This is a genomic window from Pseudomonas sp. GW823-FHT03E05 (assembly GCF_058796855.1).
In genome coordinates this window covers 1-20,493 of the sequence record NZ_JBXAJB010000007.1, presented here as the reverse complement: position 1 = coordinate 20,493, position 20,493 = coordinate 1, and the positions used below count along the sequence as shown (strand labels likewise).

Sequence of the window (20,493 nt, the reverse complement as noted above, 5' to 3'; positions counted from 1 at the left end):
GGCTCCTACAAGCGAAAAGGCCCACAAGGCCCCCCGTTCATTTCCAGCCAGCGGACCACCGCACGCGATTGCCAAGAGATCGAGGTCAACTCATGAGCGTGCATGAACTCAAGCGTGCGCCGAGCGCGGATTCGCCAGCGCCCCAGGCCCGGCTGCAGTTGAGCGGGGCCCTGGAGCGGTTGCGCCACTGGGCCCAGGTCAGCCCGTTGCACAACGCCTTGCGCCACAAGCGCCACGGCCACTGGTACGCCTGGCGCTGGATCGACGCCCTGCGGGACGTCGAGCGCCTGGCCGACGGCCTGCGCCAGCAGGGCCTGACGCCGGATTCGCGGTTGGCAGTCAGCGCCCGCTTCGAACCGGACCTGCTCCTGCTGGCCCTGGCGGCCCACAGCCTTGGCGCCGAGGTGCTGAGCCTGGACGACGAGCTGCCGCCCCAAGCCCTGCGCCAGACCCTGTGGCGCCTGCAACCGAGCCACGCCTTCGTGCATTCGCGCCAGCAGGTGCTGGATTGGGTCGCCGCCAGTGAAAACGCTCTGGCCCCGCAGTTGCTGATTGCCGGGCAAGCCTTGCCGCGCCTGCCGGAAGGCGCGCATCTGCCCCTGCTGGAATTGCGCGAGCTGCTGGGCCGGGGCGAGCCACCCCGGCGCCAGGCCAATTGGCGCGCCCCGGTCGGCAGCGGCCAATTGTGGAGCGAGGAGGGCACGCAATGGCAGGAGGGCCTGACGGTGCTGCTGGAGCAATGGCTGGGCAGTGGCCAGTGCCTGGCCTTCGCCGAAAGCCGCGGCTCGACCAGCCGCGACCGGCGGGAGGTAGCCCCCAGCGGCCTGCTGCTGTCGCCCCAGCGCCTGCAACGCCTGGCGGACGAGGTCGAGAGCCGCCTGGCGCCCCCCGACAGCTGGCGCCGACGCCTGTGCGAGTGGGCCTTGGCCCATCCCCAGGGCCTGTTGGCGCGCCTGCTCAAGCATCGGGTGCGCCGCCTGCTGGGCTTTTCTCGCCTGCAATTCATCTGGCAGGCCCCCCAGGCCACGACGCCACCGGCCACCCCGGCCTGGATCGTCGAATTCACACGGAACATTGCATGAGCCACGCCGAATCCATTTTGCAAGTCAGTGACATCTCCCTGTCGTTCAAGGGGGTCAAGGCCATCAATCAACTGTCGTTCGAGGTGCGCCGGGGCGAGATCTGTGCCCTGATCGGCCCCAATGGCGCGGGCAAGAGTTCGCTGCTCAACGTGCTCAACGGGGTCTATCGCTTTGACGCCGGGACCATCGTGTTCGAGCGCCAGCCGTTGCAGCGCATCGACCCGCTGGACGCCGCGCGCCGGGGCATCGGCCGGACGTTCCAGAACAACGCGCTGTTCAAGAAGATGAGCGTGCTGGACAACCTGCTCACCGGCCTTTCGCGCCACTCCCGCGCGCGCTTCATCGAACAGGCCCTGGGCTTGCCCCGGGCACGCCGTGAAGCCCGGGCATTCCGCCAGCTGGCCGAAGGCATCCTGCAGTTTCTGGAATTGCAGGCATTGCGCGATGTGCCGGTGGGCAACCTGGCCTATGGCCTGCAAAAGCGCGTCGAGTTGGGCAGGGCGCTGATCGCCGGGCCCAGCCTGTTGCTGCTGGACGAACCCCTGGCCGGAATGAATGCCGAGGAGAAGCAGGAAATGGCCCGCTTCATCGCCGACATCAACCGTGACCTGGGCACCACCGTGGTGCTGATCGAGCACGACATGGCGGTGGTCATGGACCTGTGCGACCACGTGGTGGTGCTCGACTACGGACGCAAGGTGGGCGATGGCACACCGGCCGAGGTCCAGGCCAACCCCGAGGTGATCGCCGCTTACCTGGGGGCCGTGCACTGATGGCATTCTTCTTCGAAACCCTGCTCGGCGGTCTGCTGGCCGGCACCCTGTATTCACTGGTGGCCATCGGCTTCGTGCTGATCTACAAGGCCAGTGGCGTGTTCAATTTCGCCCAGGGCTCGATGCTGCTGTTCGCCGCGCTGACCTTCGTCAGCCTGCACGAGCAGGGCGTGCCTTTCGCCCTGGCACTGTTGCTGACGGTGCTGGTGATGATCCTCGGCGCCTGGCTGATCGAACGCCTGGTGCTGCGACCCTTGGTCAACCGTTCGCCGATCACCCTGTTTATGGCCACCCTGGGCCTGTCGTTCATCATCGAGGGCCTGGCCCAGGGCCTGATGGGCTCCCAGGTGCGGGCCCTGGACCTGGGCATCGACGATGTGCCGCTGTTCCTCGGGCCGCTGATGGTCAGCCAGTTCGACCTGATTGCCGCGGCCACCGCCCTGGTGCTGGTGACGGTGCTGGCGCTGCTGTTCAACAAGACCCGCATCGGCATCTCGCTGCGGGCGGTAGCCGACGACACCACGGCGGCGCTGTCCATCGGCATCAACCTCAACCGCATCTGGCAGATCGTCTGGGCGGTGGCCGGGGTGGTGGGGCTGGTGGCCGGGCTGCTCTGGGGGGCACGCCAGGGGGTGCAGTTCTCTCTATCGCTGGTGGTGCTCAAGGCGCTGCCGGTGCTGATCATCGGCGGCTTCACCTCGATCGGCGGGGCGATTGCCGGCGGCCTGATCGTCGGCGCCGCCGAAAACCTGGCGGAGGTCTATATCGGCCCGCTGATTGGCGGCGGCATCAGCCCCTGGTTCGCCTATGTCCTGGCCCTGGCCTTCCTCTACATCCGCCCCGCCGGCCTGTTCGGCGAGCGGGCCATCGAGCGAGTGTGAATTGATGTCCCTTCTTCTGACGCGGCAAACCGCCCCCTTGCTGCTGGTCCAGCGCCGCCTGCCCTGGGGCCTGGCCGGCCTGTTGCTGCTGGCCTTCGGCGTGGTGCCGGTGCTGGGCAACGACTATTGGCTCAACGCGATCCTGATTCCGTTCCTGGTGCTGTCCCTGGCCGGGCTCGGGCTCAACCTGCTGACCGGCTACACCGGCCAGACCTCGGTGGGCGCCGCCGGCTTCATGGCCGTGGGGGCCTTTGCCACCTACGGTATTCTGCTGCGCCTGCCGCAGCTGGGGCTGCCCCTGGCCCTGCTCGGCGGCGGCCTGATCAGCGCCCTGGTGGGCTGGCTGTTCGGCCTGCCCAGCTCGCGGATCAAGGGTTTCTACCTGATGGTCAGCACCCTGGCGGCGCAGTTCTTCCTGGAGTGGCTGTTCGTCAAGTTTCCCTGGTTCTACAACTACGGTTCCTCGGGCACCATTTCGGCGCCGCAGTTGAGCCTGCTGGGCCATGACCTGAACCACCCCCAGGGGCGCTACCTGCTGACCCTGGTGACGGTGCTGCTGTTGACCTGGGTCGCGCAGAACCTGGTGCGCAGCCAGGTCGGGCGCAACTGGATGGCGATCCGCGACATGGACACCGCCGCCGCAGTGATCGGCATCCCGGTGGCCCGCTACAAACGCCAGGCGTTTGCCGTCAGCTCGTTCTACCTGGGCATCGCCGGTGCGCTGTGGGCCTTCGCCTACCTGGGCACCGCCAGCGCCAGCAGCTTCGATATCAATCGTTCGTTCCAGATCCTCTTCATCATCATTATCGGCGGCATGGGCAGCGTGGCCGGCAACTTCGTCGGCGCGGCCTTCATCAGTCTGTTGCCGATTCTCCTCAGCCATGCCGGGCAGGCGCTGCTGGGCGGGGCGGTGGACGCCGGGCAGTTGCAGAACCTGCAGAAAATCATTTTCGGCGTGCTGATCATCCTGTTCCTGATCAAGGAACCCGAGGGCCTGATCCGCTTGCTGGGCAACTTGCGCGAGCGCCTGCGGCACTGGCCGCTGCGCTTCTGAATTCCTCCTCCCAGAACAGAGAGACAACATGCGTGCATCCTTGAAAGCTTCCCTGGCCGGCGCGGCGTTGCTGCTGGCGGCGGCCGTTGCCCCGGCAGCCCAGGCCGGGCCGGACCAGCAATTCTTCCCCCTGGCCACCTACCGGGTCGGCGCCTATGCCTCCAGCGGGGTGCAGGTGTGGGCCGGGATGATCGACTACCTGAACTACATCAACCAGGTGGAGGGCGGCATCAACGGGGTCAAGCTGGTGTGGCAGGAGTGCGAGACCGAATGGACCGCCGAGAAGGGCATCGAGTGCTACGAGCGCTTCAAGAACGGCCTGGATGGCGCACCGGTAGCGGTCTACCAGCCCAACGGCGCACCGGCGGCCTATGCCCTGAGTGAGCGTGCCGAGGTGGACAAAATCCCGCTGATCACCCTGGGCTACGGCCGCACCGAAGCCACCGACGGCACGGTGTTCCCCTACAACTTCCCGGTGATGCTGACCTTCTACAGCGAGGCCTCGACCCTGGTGAACTACATCGCCCAGCGCGAGGGCGGGTTCGACCGGCTCAAGGGCAAGAAGATCGCCACGCTTTATCACGACTCCGCCTATGGCCGGGAAACCCTCGGGCCGCTCAAGCTGCTGGCCGAGAAGTACGGTTTCGAGAACATCCAGATCCCGGTGGCCGACCCGGGCAACGAGCAATCGGCGCAATGGCGGCAGATCCGTCAGCAGAACCCGGACTGGGTGTTCCTGCGCACCTGGGGCGTGTCCACCCCGGTGGCGGTGAAGACCGCCGCGCGCTTCGGCTTCCCGGTGGACCACATCATCGGCGATATCTGGGCCAGCTCCAGCGAAGACGTGCTGCCGGCCGGCGCCGCGGCCAAGGGCTACCTGGCGCTGACGCCCTACCCGGCGGGCAGTGACTTCGAGATCCACAAGCGCCTGAAGCAGTACATCCTCGATACCGGCAAGAGCGACCTCAAGGACCTGAAGAATTTCGGCAGCGTGTACTACAACTCCGGCCTGGTGAACGCGGCGGTGGCGGTGGAGGCGATCCGGACCGCCCAGGGCAAGTTCGGCAAGCGCCCGCTCAATGGCGAGGAAGGGCGCTGGGGCCTGGAACACCTGAACATCGACGACGCCCGGCTCAAGGACATGGGTTACCTGGGGCTGATGCAGAACCTCAAGCTGTCCTGCCGCGATCACGAAGGTGGCGGCGCGGCCCGGGTGCAGCAATGGGACGGCGCCAACTGGACCCTGATCAGCGAGTGGATTGCCGCCGACCGCGCGCTGCTACGGCCGCTGATCGACGAAAAGGCCGCGGCCTTTGCCAAGGAGAAGCGCCTGGTGCCCCGTACATGCAACGAGGGTGACTGAACCATGAGCCACAGCGCTACGGCCGCGACGGCCGAGACCTTGCTGCAGGTACAGGACATCGAGGTGATCTACGACGGCGTGATCCTGGCGCTGGCCGGGGTATCTTTGAGCGTGCCCCGGGGGGCCATCGTCGCCTTGCTGGGGGCCAATGGCGCCGGCAAGAGCACCACCCTCAAGGCCATTTCCGGGCTGGTGCGGGCCGAGCGTGCCGAGCTCAGCCGCGGCGCCATCGCCTTTGCCGGGCAGGACCTGGCCGGGGTCGACCCCAGCCAGCGGGTGCGCCAGGGCATGGTGCATGTGCTGGAAGGGCGCCACGTCTTCCCCCAGTTGACGGTGGAAGACAACCTGCGCGCCGGCGGCTTTGTCCGTGGCCTGGGCCGGCGCCAGCTGGAACAGGACCTGGAGCGTATCTACAGCTGGTTTCCGCGGCTGCTGACCAAGCGCCGGGTGCGCGCCGGGCTGACCTCCGGTGGCGAGCAGCAGATGCTGGCCATCGGCCGGGCGTTGATGACTCGTCCTACTTTGGTACTGCTGGATGAACCGTCCATGGGCCTTGCGCCTATTATCGTCCAGGAGATTTTCCAGATCGTCGCCCAGCTCAATCGCGAGGCGGGGGTGAGCTTTCTGATCGCCGAGCAAAGCATTAATCTGGCGCTCAAGTACGCTTCCCATGCCTACCTGCTGGACACCGGCCGGGTGGCCTTGTCCGGCAGCGCCGAGCAACTGCTGGCCCGGGGCGACCTGCAGGATTTCTACCTGGGCAAACACTGACCGTGAGCATTCCATGAGCCAAACCCACACCGGACAGGCAACCCCTGCCACCCGTGATGCGCCAATCCTGATTGTCGGCGGCGGCCTCAGCGGCGCCTTGCTGGCCGCCCAGTTGCTGCGCCTGCCGGGCCAGCGACGGATCCTGGTCATAGAACCGCGCAGCGAGCTGGGGCGCGGCGAGGCCTACAGCGCCGTGGAGCTGGGGCACACCCTCAATGGCAACGCCGCGCGCATGAGCGTCGACCCGGACAACGCCGACGACCTGACCCAATGGCTGGCCCGACACATTGCCGAGGGCGGCTGGCCCGAGTCGGACCGCCAGCATGTGCCGGTCAGCGAACTGTTTCCACCTCGCGGGCTGTTTGGTGTCTACGTCCAGCAGCGCCTGGCCGAGGCCCAGGTGCAGGGCCGGGCGCAGGGCTCCTCGTTGAGCCATGTGCAGGGCGAGGCGGTGGACCTGGAAACCGGCCCTGACGGCGTGCTACTGACCCTGGCCGATGGCCGGCAACTGCCCGGCGCGGTGGCGGTGCTGGCCACCGGCATGTTCCCGGCGGCGCGTACCCCGCAGACCCGCTCCAGCGGCCTGAATGCCGCGGCGCTGGACCCCTGGGATGTGGCCGCCATGGCCCGCCTCGATCCCCGGGCGACGGTGCTGATCATCGGTTCCGGGCTGACCATGGTGGACGCCGTGGTGTCCCTGGAGCAGGCCGGGCATCGTGGGCCGATTGAGGTGTTTTCCCGGCATGGGCTGCTGCCGCACGTGCGCCGCCAGCCCCCGGCCTGGGAAGACTTTCTCGGCGCCGACCCGAGCATCCGCAGCCCTCGGCAACTGCTGCGGGCGCTGCGCCAGCAATGCCGCGTGGCCGAGGCCCAGGGCATCGACTGGCAGGCCCCGCTGGACACGGTGCGGGTGCATATAGGGCGCCTGTGGAGCCAGGCCAGCGAGGTGCACAAACGCCAGTTCGTGCGCCATGTACGGCCCTGGTGGGAAAGCCATCACCATCGCTCGCCGCCCCTGAGCGCCGAGCTGGTGGCGCGCCTGCATGAAGAAGGGCGGTTGCGGATTCATGCCGCTTGCTACCAGGGCCTGGAGCCGGGCGACGAAGGCCGGCTGGCGATCCGCCTGCGCTACCGCGGCAGCCAGGACAGCGTGCGCATGGCGGGCGATGCCCTGATCAACTCCAGCGGCATCGAATACGACTGGCGCCGGGTGGCGCGGCCCTTGCCGCGCCAGCTGCTGGCCCGCGGCCTGGTGACACCCGGGCCTTTGGCCCTGGGCATCAGCGCCGCACCCGATGGTGCCGTGCACAACGCCCAGGGCCAGGCCTGCGAGCGCCTGTTCGCCATGGGGCCGCCCCTGCGCGGCCTGTGGTGGGAAAGCACCGCCGTCACCGACGTTGCCCTGCAGGCCAAGGCCCTGGCCGCGCGCCTGGCCAACCACCAACCGTAGGCGCTGGCTTGCCAGCGAAGGCGCCCGCAAGATCGCCTTCGCCGGCAAGCCGCTTCCTACAGTGCCACCCAGCGCTGTTCGGCGGCGGCAGTGCGGATCGCCGCGGCCAGGCGCTCCACTTCCCAGGCTTCAGCGAAATCCGTGCCGTCCCGGCCCTGGCCGCACAGGGCCATGATCAATTCGTGAACTTCCAGGGTCTTGAGTTCGTTGTAGCCCAGCTGGTGCCCCGGGGCCGGGCTGAAGGCCGCGTAGCCGGGCAGGGCGGGCCCGGCCAGCAGGTGCTGGAAACCCTTCTGGCCGACCCGGTACAGGCGCAGTTCGTTGAGGCGTTCCTGGTCGAACGCCAGGGTGCCGAGGGTGCCGCTGATCTCGAAGCTCAGGTGGTTCTTGTAACCATGCTTGATCCAGCTGCTGCTCAGCGTACCCCGCGCGCCATTGGCAAAGCGCAGCAGGGCATGGGCCTGGTCATCCACGGCGATGGCGCGGCGTTCCTGGCTGCCGGCTTCGGTGGGGCGTTGCAGGTGCACGGTCTGGGTATCGGCGCACACCGCCTGCACCGGCCCCATGAGAAAGCGTGCCATGGCCAGCAGGTGGCTGCCCAGGTCCGCCAGGGCGCCGCCGGCGTGCTGCGGCTCGCAACGCCAGGACCAGGGGGCATCCGGGTCGGCCATGAAGTCTTCGCTGAACTCGCCTTGGAAACTCACCAGTTGCCCCAGTTCGCCGTTGCCGATCATGTCCCTGGCCTGGGCGATCACCGGGTTGTGCTGGTAGTTGTAGCCCACCCGGGTCACCACCCCGGCGGCCTGGGCCGCGTGGTGCATCTGCCGGGCCTGTTCGACGCTGACCGCCAGGGGCTTTTCGCAGTACACCGCCTTGCCTGCGGCCAGCGCCGCCATGGCCATGGGGAAGTGCAGGTGGTTGGGGGTGGTGATGGCCACCAGGTTGACCCGGGGGTTGGCCACCAGGGCCTGCCAGTCGGCATGGGCCTGGGCAAAGCCCCAGGCGCCGGCGCAGTGTTCGCCGCGCTGGGCGTCGGCGTCGGCCAGGGCCGCCAAGTGCAGGCGCACCGGCAATTCGAAGACCGCGCCGGCACTGCGAAACGCCAGGGCGTGGGCACGCCCCATGAAACCGGTGCCGATCAAACCAATGCCGAGCTCGTCCATAACCGCACCTGCAGAATCATTGTTCTAGGGAGGGCTAGTTATGGAATAAATATTCTTTAATTGCAATTGGTGGAATTGAAATTTTGAAAGGCGCTTGCATGAGCCGGCTTGCCGGCGAAAGGGGCCGCTTGGGTTGCGCTGGGCTCAAGGCCCTCTTCGCTGGCAAGCCAGCTCCTTCGGGAAATGAAAAAGGCAGCCCGGAGGCTGCCTTTTTTGTGGTGCAAGCGGGCCTCAGGAGAGGAAGCCGCCGTCCACATTGAGCGAGACACCCGTGGTGTAGCTGGAGGCGTCGCTGGCCAGGTAGAGCACCGCGCCGGCCATTTCGCTGGGGTCGGCCACGCGCTTGAGGGGGATCTGCGCCAGGGCTGTCTTGAGGATGGCGTCGTTCTTGACCAGGGCCGAGGCGAACTTGGTGTCGGTCAGGCCCGGCAGCAGGGCGTTGCAGCGGATGCCGAACTGCGCGCATTCCTTGGCGAAGACCTTGGTCATGTTGATCACCGCGGCCTTGGTCACCGAGTAGATGCCCTGGAAGATCCCCGGCGAGATGCCGTTGATCGAGGCCACGTTGATGATGCTGCCGCCGCCGTTTTCGCGCATCAGCTTGCCGGCTTCCACCGACATGAAGAAGTAGCCGCGGATGTTGACGTCGACGGTCTTCTGGAAGGCCCCCAGGTCAGTGTCCAGGACGTTGCAGAATTGCGGATTGGTCGCGGCGTTGTTGACCAGGATGTCCAGGCGCCCGAACTGTTCGCGGATGCCGGCGAAGACTTGGCTGATCTGCTCCATTTCACCGATGTGGCAGGCAATGGCGGTGGCCTTGCCGCCGGCGGCGATGATCGCGTCGGCCACGTGCTGGCAACCTTCGAGCTTGCGGCTCGACACGATGACATGGGCGCCTTGCTGGGCCAGCAACTTGGCAATGGCCTCACCGATGCCGCGGCTGGCGCCGGAGACGAATGCGATCTTGCCGTCGAGGTCGAACAACTGAGTCTTGGACATGGTTTTTCCTTGTTTTGGCTGTCGAGCGCCGGGGCGCGGTCAGAGGCTGGATTTGTGAATGACCTGCAGGCTCATCTGCTCCAGCAGTTTGTTCATGTGAATGAACTGCGCGAAGCGTTTGTCCTGGGTCTGGCCATGGTAGAAGCGGTAGTAGATCTGCTGCACGATGCCGGCCAGGCGGAACAGGCCGTAGGTGTAGTAGAAGTCGAAGTTGCCGATTTCGATTCCCGCGCGCTCGGCGTAGTAGTCGACGAACTGCTGGCGGGTGAGCATGCCCGGGGCGTTGCTCGGCTGGCGGCGCATCAGTTGCACCGGCGCCGGGTCGCCGGCCTCGATCCAGTAGGCCAGGGTGTTGCCCAGGTCCATCAGCGGGTCGCCCAGGGTGGTCAGTTCCCAGTCCAGCACGCCGATGATCTGCATCGGGTTCTGTGGATCGAGGATCACATTGTCGAAGCGGTAGTCGTTGTGCACGATGCTCGAGGTCGGGTGGTCGGCGGGCATCTTCTCGTTGAGCCAGGCCTTGACCTTTTCCCAGTGCGGCGCGTCCGGGGTCAGGGCCTTCTCGTAGCGGTCGCTCCAGCCCTTGATCTGGCGCTGCACATAGCCTTCGGGCTTGCCCAGGTCACCCAGGCCGCAGGCGCTGTAGTCGACCCGGTGCAGCTCGACGAAACGATCGATGAAGCTCTTGCACAGGGCCTCGGTCTGGCCGGCATCCAGGCCCAGCTCCGGCGGCAGGTCGGAGCGCAGGATGATGCCCTTGACCCGTTCCATGACATAGAACTCGGCGCCGATCACCGACTCGTCGGTGCAGTGCACGTAGGCTTTGGGGCAGTAGGGGAAACCGTCCTTGAGCTGGTTGAGAATGCGGAACTCGCGGCCCATGTCGTGGGCCGACTTGGCCTTGTGGCCGAAGGGCGGGCGACGCAGGACAAACTCCTGCCCGGGGTATTCCAGCAGGTAGGTGAGGTTCGAGGCACCGCCCGGGAACTGGCTGATCTGCGGCGTACCGCTCAGGCCGGGAATGTGCGCCTTGAGGTACGGGTCGATCAGGTTGGCATCGAGTTCCTCGCCGGAGCGAGTGCGGGTGGACTGGTCTGTAAGCGCCATGCTTATCCCTTCTGCTTATTCTGGAGGCCAGAGATTATTGGCTAATCTAATGCGCCTACCGGCCCCTCACAATCGCGGCGGGCCTTTATAGGTGCGCGTGTTGCCGGACAATCATTGCTTTTGATACAAGCGTTTGAATTTAGCCCCGTGTGTCTACGACCCGATGAGACCAAGCCGGCTCCTACACCAGTCATGCAGGCACAGAGGTTGTCCGCCCCACGAGCATAGGCGTTGACTCGGGGCTGGGTCAGTTCGGTGCCGGCAGGGCCAGCGGGGTCAGCAGTGGCCGGCCTTCGAAGTGGGCCAGCAGGTTCTGGCCGACCATCGCCACGGTATCGCGGCTGGCCTGGGGCGAAAGGCCGGCGACGTGGGGCGTGAGCACCACGTTGTCGAGCACCTTGAGGGCGTCCGGGACTTGGGGTTCGTCATCGAACACATCCAGGGCCGCGCCGGCAATCCGCCGCTGCTGCAGGGCCTGCAGCAGGGCGTTGGTGTCCACCACGCTGGCCCGGGCGATGTTCACCAGGAAACCTTCGGGGCCAAGGGCTTCCAGCACCGGCTGGTCCACCAGGTGCCGGGTGTCGGCGCCGCCCGGGGTGGCGATTACCAGGACGTCCGAGTCCCGGGCCAGTTCCACCAGGGTCGGGCAGAAGCGGTAGGGCTGGTCGGGGCGTGGCTGGCGGCTGTGGTAGCTCACCGGCATGTCGAAGCCCAGGGCGCAGCGCCGGGCGATGGCCTGGCCCACGGCGCCGAGGCCGAGCACCCCCAGGCGCATGCCGGCCAGGGACGGGCGCAGCACCTTCGGCCAGTGCCCCTGGCGTACCGCGGCGTCGGACTGGGGAATGCCGCGCACCAGGGCCAGCAGCAGGGCCAGGGCATGATCGGCCACGGACGAGGCGTTGACCCCGGCGCCATTGGTTACTGCGATCCCGCGATTGCTCGCCGCTTGCAGGTCCACTTGCTCATAGCCGGCGCCGATCACGCAAATGATCTGCAATCGGGGCAGGGCGGCGATTTCCGCCGCGCTCAGCCCCAGGGGGCCACGGGTCAGCACCGCATCGATCTGCCCGGCGTGGTCCCGGATCGCCTGGGCCCGGGTCTGTGGGGTGGGCGCCAGGATCAGCCTGAAACCCAGGTCTTCGAGGTGCGGCAGGTAGGCGTTGACGTTTTCAACCAGGACCAGAACGGTGGCGCGCATGGCGGACTCCTCGTGGGTTAGCGGGGCAGGGGTTGGCGCAATTGAAAGATGTTGCCTTCCGGGTCGATGCCGTCGCAGGCCCGGGCGTCCTTGAATTGCCATTCGCGCTCGGCTTCGTACACCCGGCCACCGGCCTTGGCAGCGCGCTGCCGGGCCCGGGCCAGGTCGTCTACCTGGAACAGCGGCTTGCAGGCGCAATCGCTGCGGGGCAGCGGCGGTTCCTGGAGGACGATGCGCGCAGCAATCGCTGGCGGCACCTGGACCAGGGTCAGCTCGAAGCCCTGGTGGGCCAGTTGCTGGTAGTCGGCTTGCTGTTCGGTGATGGGCCAGCCCAGCAGTTCGGCATAGAAGCGGGCGAGGGAAGGTGGATCAAGGCTGTAGAGGAGGCAGCCGGCGATCGTCGTGGCGCTCATGGAGGGTTCCATACGGGCAGGGGCGAAGGCTCAAGGGTGCGGGTTGCGAGGGATTTTGGCAATGCTCGCCGGCACCGTTCCCGGGGGCATCACGCCATGTTCGGCGTGCCCGGGGCGGTGTGGGGACGATGGGGTCAGAAGGTTACGTCGGCGGTCGTGGCCAGGCGCACGAAGGGGCCGTTCAGGGTGGCGTTATGGTGGGCGATGATGGTTCTTGCCCCGATCAGCGGCGTGTCCATGCAGGTATGGGCGTCCTCTACCAGCACGGCGGCAAAGCCCAGGTCGCCGGCGGCGCGGCAGGTGGTATCGACGCAGTACTGGGTCTTCATGCCGGCGATCACCAGTTCATTGACCTGGGCCTCCTGCAGGCGCTCGGCCAGCCCGGTGCCGACAAAGCAACTGGGGCGCGTCTTGTCCAGTACGCAGTCCAGCTCTTCATCCACTTCCAGGGTCGGCAGCAGTTGCCAGAATGCACTGCCAGCGGCAATCGGGGATTCGGCGGGGCCGGTATGGCGCACGGCGAAGATCGGCGCTCCGGCCTGGCGGGCGCGGCGGATCAGTTGGTTGATGTTTTCCAGGACCTGCTCGCGCTTGTAGGGCTTGTCCGGTCCATTGAACAGGCCAACCTGCATGTCGATCACCAGCAGGGCACGCTTGGCGTTGGATAAAGGCATCTTGTCTCTCCTTGTAGTGCCAGCTGGACGGAGAAACAAAAGGCCCCGTCCATTGCTGGCGGGGCCTTGGTTCTACTGTGCTTGTGTCATCCCGCACAGCCACCACACGACCCGCCGGAGGCAGTCGTGGTGGTGGAGGTAGGGTTCAGCGCGTAGATATTCATGGGGTCCGATCATGCCGCCTGCCCGTGAGGCTTGTCAACGCGGCCTACTAGGGGCCGGCTTGCCGGCGAATGGCGTCTTCAGGCGGGCGCCTTTCGCTGGCAAGCCAGCTCCTGCGGAACCCGGATTGAGCGGGAGAGGGCCGGGCCAGACGCTTTCCCATCAAACGAAAAAATACCTGCAGCGCATAAACCGTTCCTCAGCTGAGTCTATGCAGCGCCCTTGGAATCCCGGACAATCGCGCCCCCTCTTTTCGCTCGGGCACTGCCTGTCGGGTACTCCGATACGCCCGGGTGAATGGCAAACGACCGGAATGTGGAGATCCCACCGGATGAATGATCAGGCCAACAGCGTTGATCAACGCTTTGAAACCGCGGCCCCAGCGACCCTAACCCGCTGGAACCGCCAAGACACCACCTGGATGCTCGGCCTGTTTGGCACGGCCATCGGTGCCGGTACCCTGTTTCTGCCCATCAATGCCGGCATCGGCGGTTTCTGGCCGCTGTTGATCCTGGCGCTGCTGGCCTTCCCCATGACCTTCTATGCACACCGCGGCCTGACCCGCTTCGTGCTTTCCGGGCGTGACGGTGCGGACATCACTGACGTGGTGGAAGAGCATTTCGGCCTCACCGCCGGTGCCCTGATCACCTTGCTGTACTTTTTGGCGATCTTCCCGATCCTGCTGATCTACAGCGTGGCCCTGACCAACACCGTCGACAGCTTCATGACCAACCAACTGCACATCGCGCCGCCACCGCGGGCGATCCTGGCCCTGGTGCTGATCTTCGGCCTGCTGGTGGTGGTGCGTTGCGGCGAGCAGGTGATCGTCAAGGCCATGAGCCTGATGGTCTACCCGTTCATCGTGGCCCTGCTGTTCCTCGCGGTGTTCCTGATCCCGCACTGGAATGGCGGCATCCTCGCCACCGTCAGCGATGTCCCGGCGCCTTCGGCCTTCCTGCATACCCTGTGGCTGGCGATTCCGGTGATGGTCTTCTCGTTCAACCATTCGCCGATCATCTCGGCCTTTGCCGTGGACCAGAAGCGCCGCTATGGCGTGCACGCCGAAGAGCGCAGTTCGCAGATTCTCTCCCGCGCCCACCTGCTGATGGTGGGCATGGTGCTGTTCTTCGTCTTCAGCTGCGTACTGACCCTGAACCCGGCGCAGCTGGCGGAAGCCAAGGCGCAGAACCTGTCGATCCTGTCCTACCTGGCCAACCATTTCCAGAATCCGACCATCGCCTTCGCCGCGCCGTTGATTGCCTTCGTGGCCATCGCCAAGTCCTTCCTGGGCCACTACATCGGTGCCAGCGAAGGCCTCAAGGGCCTGATCGGCAAGAGCGGCCGGCGCCCGGGCACGAAAACCCTGGACCGGGTGACCGCCGCCTTCATGCTGGTGATCTGCTGGGCCGTGGCCACCCTCAACCCGAGCATCCTGACGATGATCGAGACCATGGGCGGCCCGGTGATCGCGGCGATCCTGTTCCTGATGCCGATGTACGCCATTCGCAAGGTGCCGGCCATGGCCCGCTACCGCGGCCAGGCTTCCAACGTCTTCGTGACCCTGGTGGGCCTGGTGGCCATTACTGCCCTGGTGTACTCCCTGGCGTCCTGACAGCCTCCCGGCGCCTTCCGGTAGGAGCCGGCTTGCCGGCGAAGAGGCCCGCAAGCCAACTGCAAGGCGCGCGGACGCCTCCCTGGCGAACCCGCTGCTGCACACAACGCCGTCGGTACTTCACTGTACCGGCGGCGTTGTCGTTCAAGGCATTGATCAGGATTGTTTGCTGCCTTGAATAAAGGGCTAAGCTGGTGCTCTTATTGCTGCCAGGAACCCGCCCGTGGCCATTCCCGCCCCTCTGGCTGCAAGCCTGCCCAAACACGTTTATTCCGTTGGGCGACACCCCCTGAATCTGGATTTTGCGTTGTCACGGATGAACCCGATTGGCCACTGAACCCCTGACCCACCCAACCGCTGCACCCAAGCGCACCCGCGACCTGCTGGCCGGCCTGTCCATTGCCGGCCTGTTGTTGCCGGAAGCCGTAGCCTATTCCAGCATCGCCGCCTTGCCGCCCCAGGCCGGGGTCATTGCCCTGTTTGCCGGGTTGCTGTGCTACGGCCTGTTGGGCACCAGCCGCTTTGCCATTGTTTCTGCCACTTCATCGTCGGCCGCGGTGCTGGCGGCGGCCACCCTGTCCCTGGCCGGTGGCGACGCCCAGCTGCGCCTGAGCCTGGCCTTTGCCCTGGTGCTGCTCACTGGGGTGTTCTTCCTCCTGGCCGGGCTGTTCCGCCTGGGGGGCGTGACCGCCTTCATTGCCAAGCCGGTGCTGCGCGGCTTTGCCTTCGGCCTGGCGTTGACCATTGTCCTCAAGCAGTTCGCCACCGTGGTCGGGGTGCACCTGAGCACCGGTAACCTGGTGCGCTTCCTGCCGCAGTTGCTGGAGCAGTGGCCGCAATGGAACTGGGCCGGCGCCGCGGTGGCGGCGGTGGCGCTGCTGGTGCTGGGGATCTGCTCGCGAATTCCCTATGTGCCCGGCGGGCTGGTGGCGGTGGTGATCGGCATTGGCGCCGGCCAGTGGTTCAACCTGCCGGCCCATGGCGTCGACCTGATCGGGGTCATCGAACTCAAGCTGGAGGTGCCGAGCCTGCCGCAACTGCCTTTTGCCGACTGGCTGCGCCTGGGGGAGCTGGCGTTCGCCCTGGTGATGATCCTGTATGCCGAATCCTATGGTTCCATCAGCTCCTTTGCCCTGAAGCATGGCGACCGGGTTTCCTCCAACCGCGACCTGCTGGCCCTGGGCGCTTCCAATCTGCTCTCGGGGCTGTTCCATGGCATGCCCGCGGGGGCCGGCTACTCGGCCACCTCCGCCAATGAAGCGGCCGGGGCGCGCTCGCGCCTGGCAGGGCTGACCGCGGCGGCGGTGATGCTGCTCATCGTGCTGACCGTGCTGCCCTATATCGCCCTGACCCCGGAGCCGGTGCTGGCGGCGATTGTCATGTACGCCCTGGGCCATGGCCTGAGCCTGCAACCCCTGGGGCGCTACTTCATCTGGCGGCGTGACCGGGTGCTGGTGATCTGCGCGGTCAGCGCGGTGCTGGTGCTGGGGGTGCTGGACGGGCTGCTGCTGTCAGTGGGCATCAGCATCCTGTTGCTGCTGCGGCAGATGTCGGCGGCGGATATCCAGATCCTCGGGCAACTGGGCAGCGGCCACGACTTTGTCGATCTCAGCCGTCATCCTCAGGCCCGGCAGGTGCCCGGCGTGCTGATCCTGCGGCCGGGGGAGGCGCTGTTCTTCGCCAACGCCGAACGCATCCTCGGCGGCGCCCTGCGCCTGATCCGCCATGTGCAGGCGCCGATCCACAGCATCATCCTCAGCCTGGAGGAGTCCCCGGACCTGGACGGCACCAGCATCGAGGCCCTGGACGAGTTCTTCCGCCAGGTCAGCCTGGAGCACAAGCACCTGGCCCTGGCGCGGCTCAAGCACGAGGCCAAGGACGCCCTGGCACTGCTGCCGTCGAGCCGCGAGTACCAGGTGCTGCTCAGCGGCACCAGCGTCGACGACACGCTGCAGGAGAGCCTGCGGGGCTGGAAGGCCGGGGCTATTTCCCAGGCATAAAAAAACGCCGCGTATCGTGGAATACGCGGCGTTCCTTCTTACAACGCTACAGCCTTAGGCTTGCACCACCGGGATGTTGGCGTTGGCAGCCGCTTCACGGAACTCGGCGATCTGGTCGAAGGACAGGTAGCGGTAGATATCGGCCGCCATGCTGTCGATCTTGCCAGCGTATTCCATGTACTCCTCGACGGTCGGCAGGCGACCCAGGATCGAAGCCACCGACGCCAGCTCGGCCGAAGCCAGGTAGACGTTGGCGCCATCGCCCAGACGGTTCGGGAAGTTACGGGTCGAGGTCGACACCACGGTGCTGTTCGGCTCGACGCGTGCCTGGTTACCCATGCACAGCGAGCAGCCTGGCATTTCCATGCGTGCGCCGGCCTTGCCGTAGATGCCGTAGTAGCCTTCTTCGGTCAGTTGGTGAGCGTCCATCTTGGTCGGCGGCGACAGCCACAGACGGGTTGGCAGCTGGCCCTTGACCTGATCCAGCAGTTTACCGGCAGCGCGGAAGTGACCGATGTTGGTCATGCACGAACCGATGAACACTTCGTCGATCTTCTCGCCAGCAACGCTGGACAGCAGACGGGCGTCGTCCGGGTCGTTCGGCGCGCACAGTACCGGCTCGCTGATGTCGGCCAGGTCGATTTCGATGATTTCGGCGTATTCGGCGTCGGCGTCGGCTTCCATCAACTCAGGGTTGGCGATCCAGGCTTCCATCGCTTGAGCGCGACGTTCCAGGGTACGTGCGTCACCGTAGCCTTCGCCGATCATCCAGCGCAGCAGGGTGATGTTGGACTGCAGGTACTCGGTGATCGACTCTTTCGACAGCTTGATGGTGCAACCGGCAGCCGAACGTTCGGCCGAGGCGTCGGACAGTTCGAACGCCTGCTCCAGGGTCAGGCCTTCCAGGCCTTCGATTTCCAGGATGCGGCCGGAGAAGGCGTTTTTCTTGCCTTTCTTCTCGACGGTCAGCAGGCCGTTCTGGATGGCGAAGTAAGGAATGGCATGGACCAGGTCACGCAGGGTGATGCCAGGTTTCATTTTGCCCTTGAAGCGCACCAGGATCGATTCCGGCATGTCCAGCGGCATGACGCCGGTGGCAGCGGCGAACGCCACCAGGCCGGAGCCGGCCGGGAACGAGATGCCCATCGGGAAACGGGTGTGGGAGTCACCACCGGTACCGACGGTGTCCGGCAGCAGCATGCGGTTCAGCCACGAGTGGATGATGCCGTCGCCCGGACGCAGGGAAACGCCGCCGCGGGTCATGATGAAGTCAGGCAGGGTGTGGTGGGTGGTCACGTCGATCGGCTTCGGATACGCCGCGGTGTGGCAGAAGGACTGCATCACCAGGTCAGCGGAGAAGCCCAGGCACGCCAGGTCTTTCAGTTCGTCACGGGTCATTGGACCTGTGGTGTCCTGGGAGCCCACGGTGGTCATCTTCGGTTCGCAGTAGGTGCCAGGACGAACGCCTTTGCCTTCTGCCAGGCCGCAGGCCTTGCCGACCATCTTCTGCGCCAGGGTGAAGCCCTTGGTGCTTTCAACAGGGGCTTCGGGCTTCTTGAACAGGTCGAACGCAGGCAGGCCCAGTTCGGCGCGAGCCTTCTCGGTCAGGCCACGGCCGATGATCAGCGGGATACGGCCGCCGGCACGGACTTCGTCGAGCAGGACCGGGGTCTTCATTTCGAAGGTGGCCAGGACTTCGTCGGTACCGTGCTTGCAGACTTTGCCTGCGTGCGGGTACAGGTCGATCACATCGCCCATGTTCATCTTCGACACGTCGAATTCGATCGGCAGGGCGCCGGCGTCTTCCATGGTGTTGTAGAAGATCGGGGCGATCTTGCTGCCGAAGCAGAAGCCGCCGGCACGCTTGTTCGGAACATAAGGCACGTCGTCGCCGAAGAACCACAGCACCGAGTTGGTGGCCGATTTACGCGAGGAACCGGTGCCGACCACGTCGCCGACGTAGGCGATCGGGAAGCCTTGACCGCGCATTTCTTCGATCTGCTTCATCGGGCCGGTCTTGCCTTGCTCGTCCGGAACGATGCCGTCACGGGCCATTTTCAGCATGGCCAGGGCGTGCAGCGGGATGTCCGGGCGGGACCAGGCATCAGGAGCAGGGGAGAGGTCGTCGGTGTTGGTTTCGCCGGTGACCTTGAACACCCGCAGGCTGATCTTGTCGGCCAGTACCGGGCGGTTCTTGAACCACTCGCCGTCGGCCCAGGATTGCAGTACGCCTTGGGCGTGAACGTTGCCGTTCTTGGCTTTTTCCGCGACGTCGTGGAAGGCGTCGAACATCAGCAGGGTGTGCTTGAGTTGAGCGGCGGCCACTGGCGCCAGTTCGGCGTCGTCCAGCAGGTTCACCAGGGTCACGATGTTGTAGCCGCCCTGCATGGTGCCCAGCAGTTCAACGGCGCGCTTCTTGTCGATCAGAGGGGAGGAGGCTTCGCCTTTGGCCAGCGCGGAGAGGAAACCGGCCTTGACGTAGGCGGCTTCGTCGACTCCTGGTGGAACGCGATTGGTGATCAGGTCAACGAGGAAAGCTTCTTCGCCAGCCGGGGGATTCTTCAGCAGCTCGACCAGGCCTGCAGTTTGTTCGGCGTTAAGCGGCTGGGGAACGATACCCAGTGCTGCACGCTCTTCGATATGTTTGCGGTAGGCTTCAAGCACAGTTATTACCCTCATCAGTGGTCCCAAATGGGTGTCCGGGACGCTCATCCCGAAATTGCCGTACTCATGCGCTGCGTGGCGTTGTGGGCCACTTAGCCAGAATTACCGACAATTCCTTACAGAAGCTGCTTTCAAAGTTTTACGCCTGCAGAACGGGGAGCTGATGAGGGTTGGCGTTGGGTTTTTCCCCGCTGGAAAAACCCCTCGCCAACACCGCTCTGAAGGAACGACTGTGCTCGTGACGCTTTGAAAACAGCTTCAAACGGACATTGGCGCCTAAAAAGGCTGGCTGATTCTACGGTAAAAAAAGCCTCAACGTAAGTTGCTGTATTGAAGTTTGAGGGGTGATCAATCTTAGACAAAGGGCTAACATTGCCCACTGTTTTGCTTTTGCGTGCGTTGTCTATCTATGCCCAATCAGACCATCAAGACCCCCTGCGTCGGCCTCTGTTCCACGGTTTACGGCGATCTGGTATGCCGTGGCTGCAAGCGTTTCCACCATGAAGTGATCAACTGGAATGGTTACAACGAGGAGGAAAAACGCGCGGTCTGGCTGCGTCTTGAGCACCTGCTGGTGCAGGTGATGGCGGCCAAGCTGGAAGTCTTCGATCCGGTGCGCCTGCGCGAGCAGCTGGAGCAGCGCAAGATCCGCTTCGTGCCCCATCAGTCCGAGTATTGCTGGGCCTACCAGCTGATTGCCCGTGGCGCGCGGGTGATCAACCAGCTCGATGCCTATGGGATGGTGCTGCTGCCTGAGTTTCGCGACTGGGCCCTGCCGGAGTTGCGCGACGCCATTGATCGGGAATTCTTCCTGCTGTCCGAAGCCCACTACCAGCGCTACATCGCCCCCGGCTTTCTCAAGGATGCCCTCGGCTGAGTGCTCCGCCGCCAAGGTCCCCCCCACGCAAATGCCACTGTAGGAGCTGGCTTGCCAGCGAAGACGGCCGCCAGGGCGGTGCAAGGCTTGTAGGCCTCTTCGCCGGCAAGCCGGCTCCTACGGGGTGAGGTTGATCGGGCTCTGTAGGAGCTGGCTTGCCAGCGAAGACGGCTGCCAGGGCGGTGCAAGGCTTGCGGGCCTCTTCGCCGGCAAGCCGGCTCCTACGGGGTGAGGTTGATCGGGCTCTGTA

The 20,493-nt window shown here is 65.4% G+C and carries 17 protein-coding genes; 10 read left to right on the top strand and 7 right to left on the bottom strand.

The window, feature by feature from the left end:
- The first annotated feature begins 92 nt into the window (after positions 1–92).
- Genes AC1RCO_RS25360 through AC1RCO_RS25330 form a run of 7 tightly spaced genes read left to right on the top strand, consistent with a single transcriptional unit; the run spans position 93 to position 7,374 of the window.
- On the top strand, positions 93–1,082 hold the full coding sequence (locus tag AC1RCO_RS25360; protein WP_262214771.1) for an AMP-binding protein: 990 nt from the start codon (positions 93–95) through the stop codon (positions 1,080–1,082).
- Entirely contained in the window at positions 1,079–1,855 is a 777-nt protein-coding gene (locus AC1RCO_RS25355; protein ID WP_011060915.1) for an ABC transporter ATP-binding protein, read from the top strand. Before AC1RCO_RS25360 ends, AC1RCO_RS25355 begins: the two co-directional genes overlap by 4 nt.
- Positions 1,855–2,736, top strand: coding sequence for a branched-chain amino acid ABC transporter permease (locus AC1RCO_RS25350; RefSeq protein WP_011060916.1), 882 nt, complete (start codon positions 1,855–1,857; stop codon positions 2,734–2,736). Before AC1RCO_RS25355 ends, AC1RCO_RS25350 begins: the two co-directional genes overlap by 1 nt.
- A gap of 4 nt (positions 2,737–2,740) precedes the next feature.
- Positions 2,741–3,790 (top strand): branched-chain amino acid ABC transporter permease, encoded by a 1,050-nt coding sequence (locus tag AC1RCO_RS25345; RefSeq protein WP_011060917.1) that lies wholly within the window; start codon positions 2,741–2,743, stop codon positions 3,788–3,790.
- A 28-nt stretch (positions 3,791–3,818) separates the two neighbouring features.
- Positions 3,819–5,153 carry an ABC transporter substrate-binding protein gene (locus AC1RCO_RS25340; protein ID WP_011060918.1) on the top strand — a complete coding sequence of 445 codons (1,335 nt, stop codon included), beginning with the start codon at positions 3,819–3,821 and terminating at the stop codon, positions 5,151–5,153.
- 3 nt (positions 5,154–5,156) lie between these two features.
- The gene (locus AC1RCO_RS25335; RefSeq protein WP_015635334.1) at positions 5,157–5,924 is read left to right on the top strand and encodes an ABC transporter ATP-binding protein; all 768 of its coding nucleotides are present in this window, start codon (positions 5,157–5,159) and stop codon (positions 5,922–5,924) included.
- 13 nt (positions 5,925–5,937) lie between these two features.
- Positions 5,938–7,374, top strand: coding sequence for an FAD/NAD(P)-binding protein (locus tag AC1RCO_RS25330; protein ID WP_019094299.1), 1,437 nt, complete (start codon positions 5,938–5,940; stop codon positions 7,372–7,374).
- A gap of 56 nt (positions 7,375–7,430) precedes the next feature.
- Here the strand turns inward: AC1RCO_RS25330 and AC1RCO_RS25325 are convergent, their stop codons facing one another.
- The 6 genes from AC1RCO_RS25325 to AC1RCO_RS25300 all read right to left on the bottom strand — a co-directional run bounded on the left by AC1RCO_RS25325 (position 7,431) and on the right by AC1RCO_RS25300 (position 12,928).
- Positions 7,431–8,537, bottom strand: coding sequence for a Gfo/Idh/MocA family protein (locus AC1RCO_RS25325; protein ID WP_492618147.1), 1,107 nt, complete (start codon positions 8,535–8,537; stop codon positions 7,431–7,433).
- Between the two features lie 231 nt (positions 8,538–8,768).
- On the bottom strand, positions 8,769–9,536 hold the full coding sequence (locus AC1RCO_RS25320; protein ID WP_011060922.1) for an SDR family oxidoreductase: 768 nt from the start codon (positions 9,534–9,536) through the stop codon (positions 8,769–8,771).
- A gap of 39 nt (positions 9,537–9,575) precedes the next feature.
- Positions 9,576–10,643 (bottom strand): phosphotransferase family protein, encoded by a 1,068-nt coding sequence (locus AC1RCO_RS25315; RefSeq protein ID WP_011060923.1) that lies wholly within the window; start codon positions 10,641–10,643, stop codon positions 9,576–9,578.
- A gap of 247 nt (positions 10,644–10,890) precedes the next feature.
- Positions 10,891–11,841 (bottom strand): 2-hydroxyacid dehydrogenase, encoded by a 951-nt coding sequence (locus AC1RCO_RS25310; RefSeq protein ID WP_065363844.1) that lies wholly within the window; start codon positions 11,839–11,841, stop codon positions 10,891–10,893.
- Between the two features lie 17 nt (positions 11,842–11,858).
- Entirely contained in the window at positions 11,859–12,254 is a 396-nt protein-coding gene (locus AC1RCO_RS25305) for a VOC family protein (protein WP_019094301.1), read from the bottom strand.
- 134 nt (positions 12,255–12,388) lie between these two features.
- Positions 12,389–12,928: a cysteine hydrolase family protein gene (locus AC1RCO_RS25300; RefSeq protein ID WP_123473253.1), complete on the bottom strand. Its 540-nt coding sequence runs from the start codon at positions 12,926–12,928 to the stop codon at positions 12,389–12,391.
- Between the two features lie 493 nt (positions 12,929–13,421).
- On the opposite strand from AC1RCO_RS25300, the gene AC1RCO_RS25295 reads away from it, so the two are divergent.
- Both AC1RCO_RS25295 and AC1RCO_RS25290 read left to right on the top strand, forming a co-directional pair.
- Positions 13,422–14,702, top strand: coding sequence for a serine/threonine transporter (locus AC1RCO_RS25295; protein WP_011060927.1), 1,281 nt, complete (start codon positions 13,422–13,424; stop codon positions 14,700–14,702).
- A 326-nt stretch (positions 14,703–15,028) separates the two neighbouring features.
- Complete coding sequence (locus tag AC1RCO_RS25290) at positions 15,029–16,702, top strand: SulP family inorganic anion transporter (protein ID WP_019094304.1); 1,674 nt, start codon at positions 15,029–15,031, stop codon at positions 16,700–16,702.
- A gap of 54 nt (positions 16,703–16,756) precedes the next feature.
- Here the strand turns inward: AC1RCO_RS25290 and acnB are convergent, their stop codons facing one another.
- Positions 16,757–19,366 (bottom strand): bifunctional aconitate hydratase 2/2-methylisocitrate dehydratase, encoded by a 2,610-nt coding sequence (gene acnB / locus AC1RCO_RS25285; RefSeq protein WP_019094305.1) that lies wholly within the window; start codon positions 19,364–19,366, stop codon positions 16,757–16,759.
- A 409-nt stretch (positions 19,367–19,775) separates the two neighbouring features.
- On the opposite strand from acnB, the gene AC1RCO_RS25280 reads away from it, so the two are divergent.
- Positions 19,776–20,243 carry a DUF1289 domain-containing protein gene (locus AC1RCO_RS25280; protein ID WP_011060930.1) on the top strand — a complete coding sequence of 156 codons (468 nt, stop codon included), beginning with the start codon at positions 19,776–19,778 and terminating at the stop codon, positions 20,241–20,243.
- The last annotated feature ends 250 nt before the right edge of the window (positions 20,244–20,493 follow it).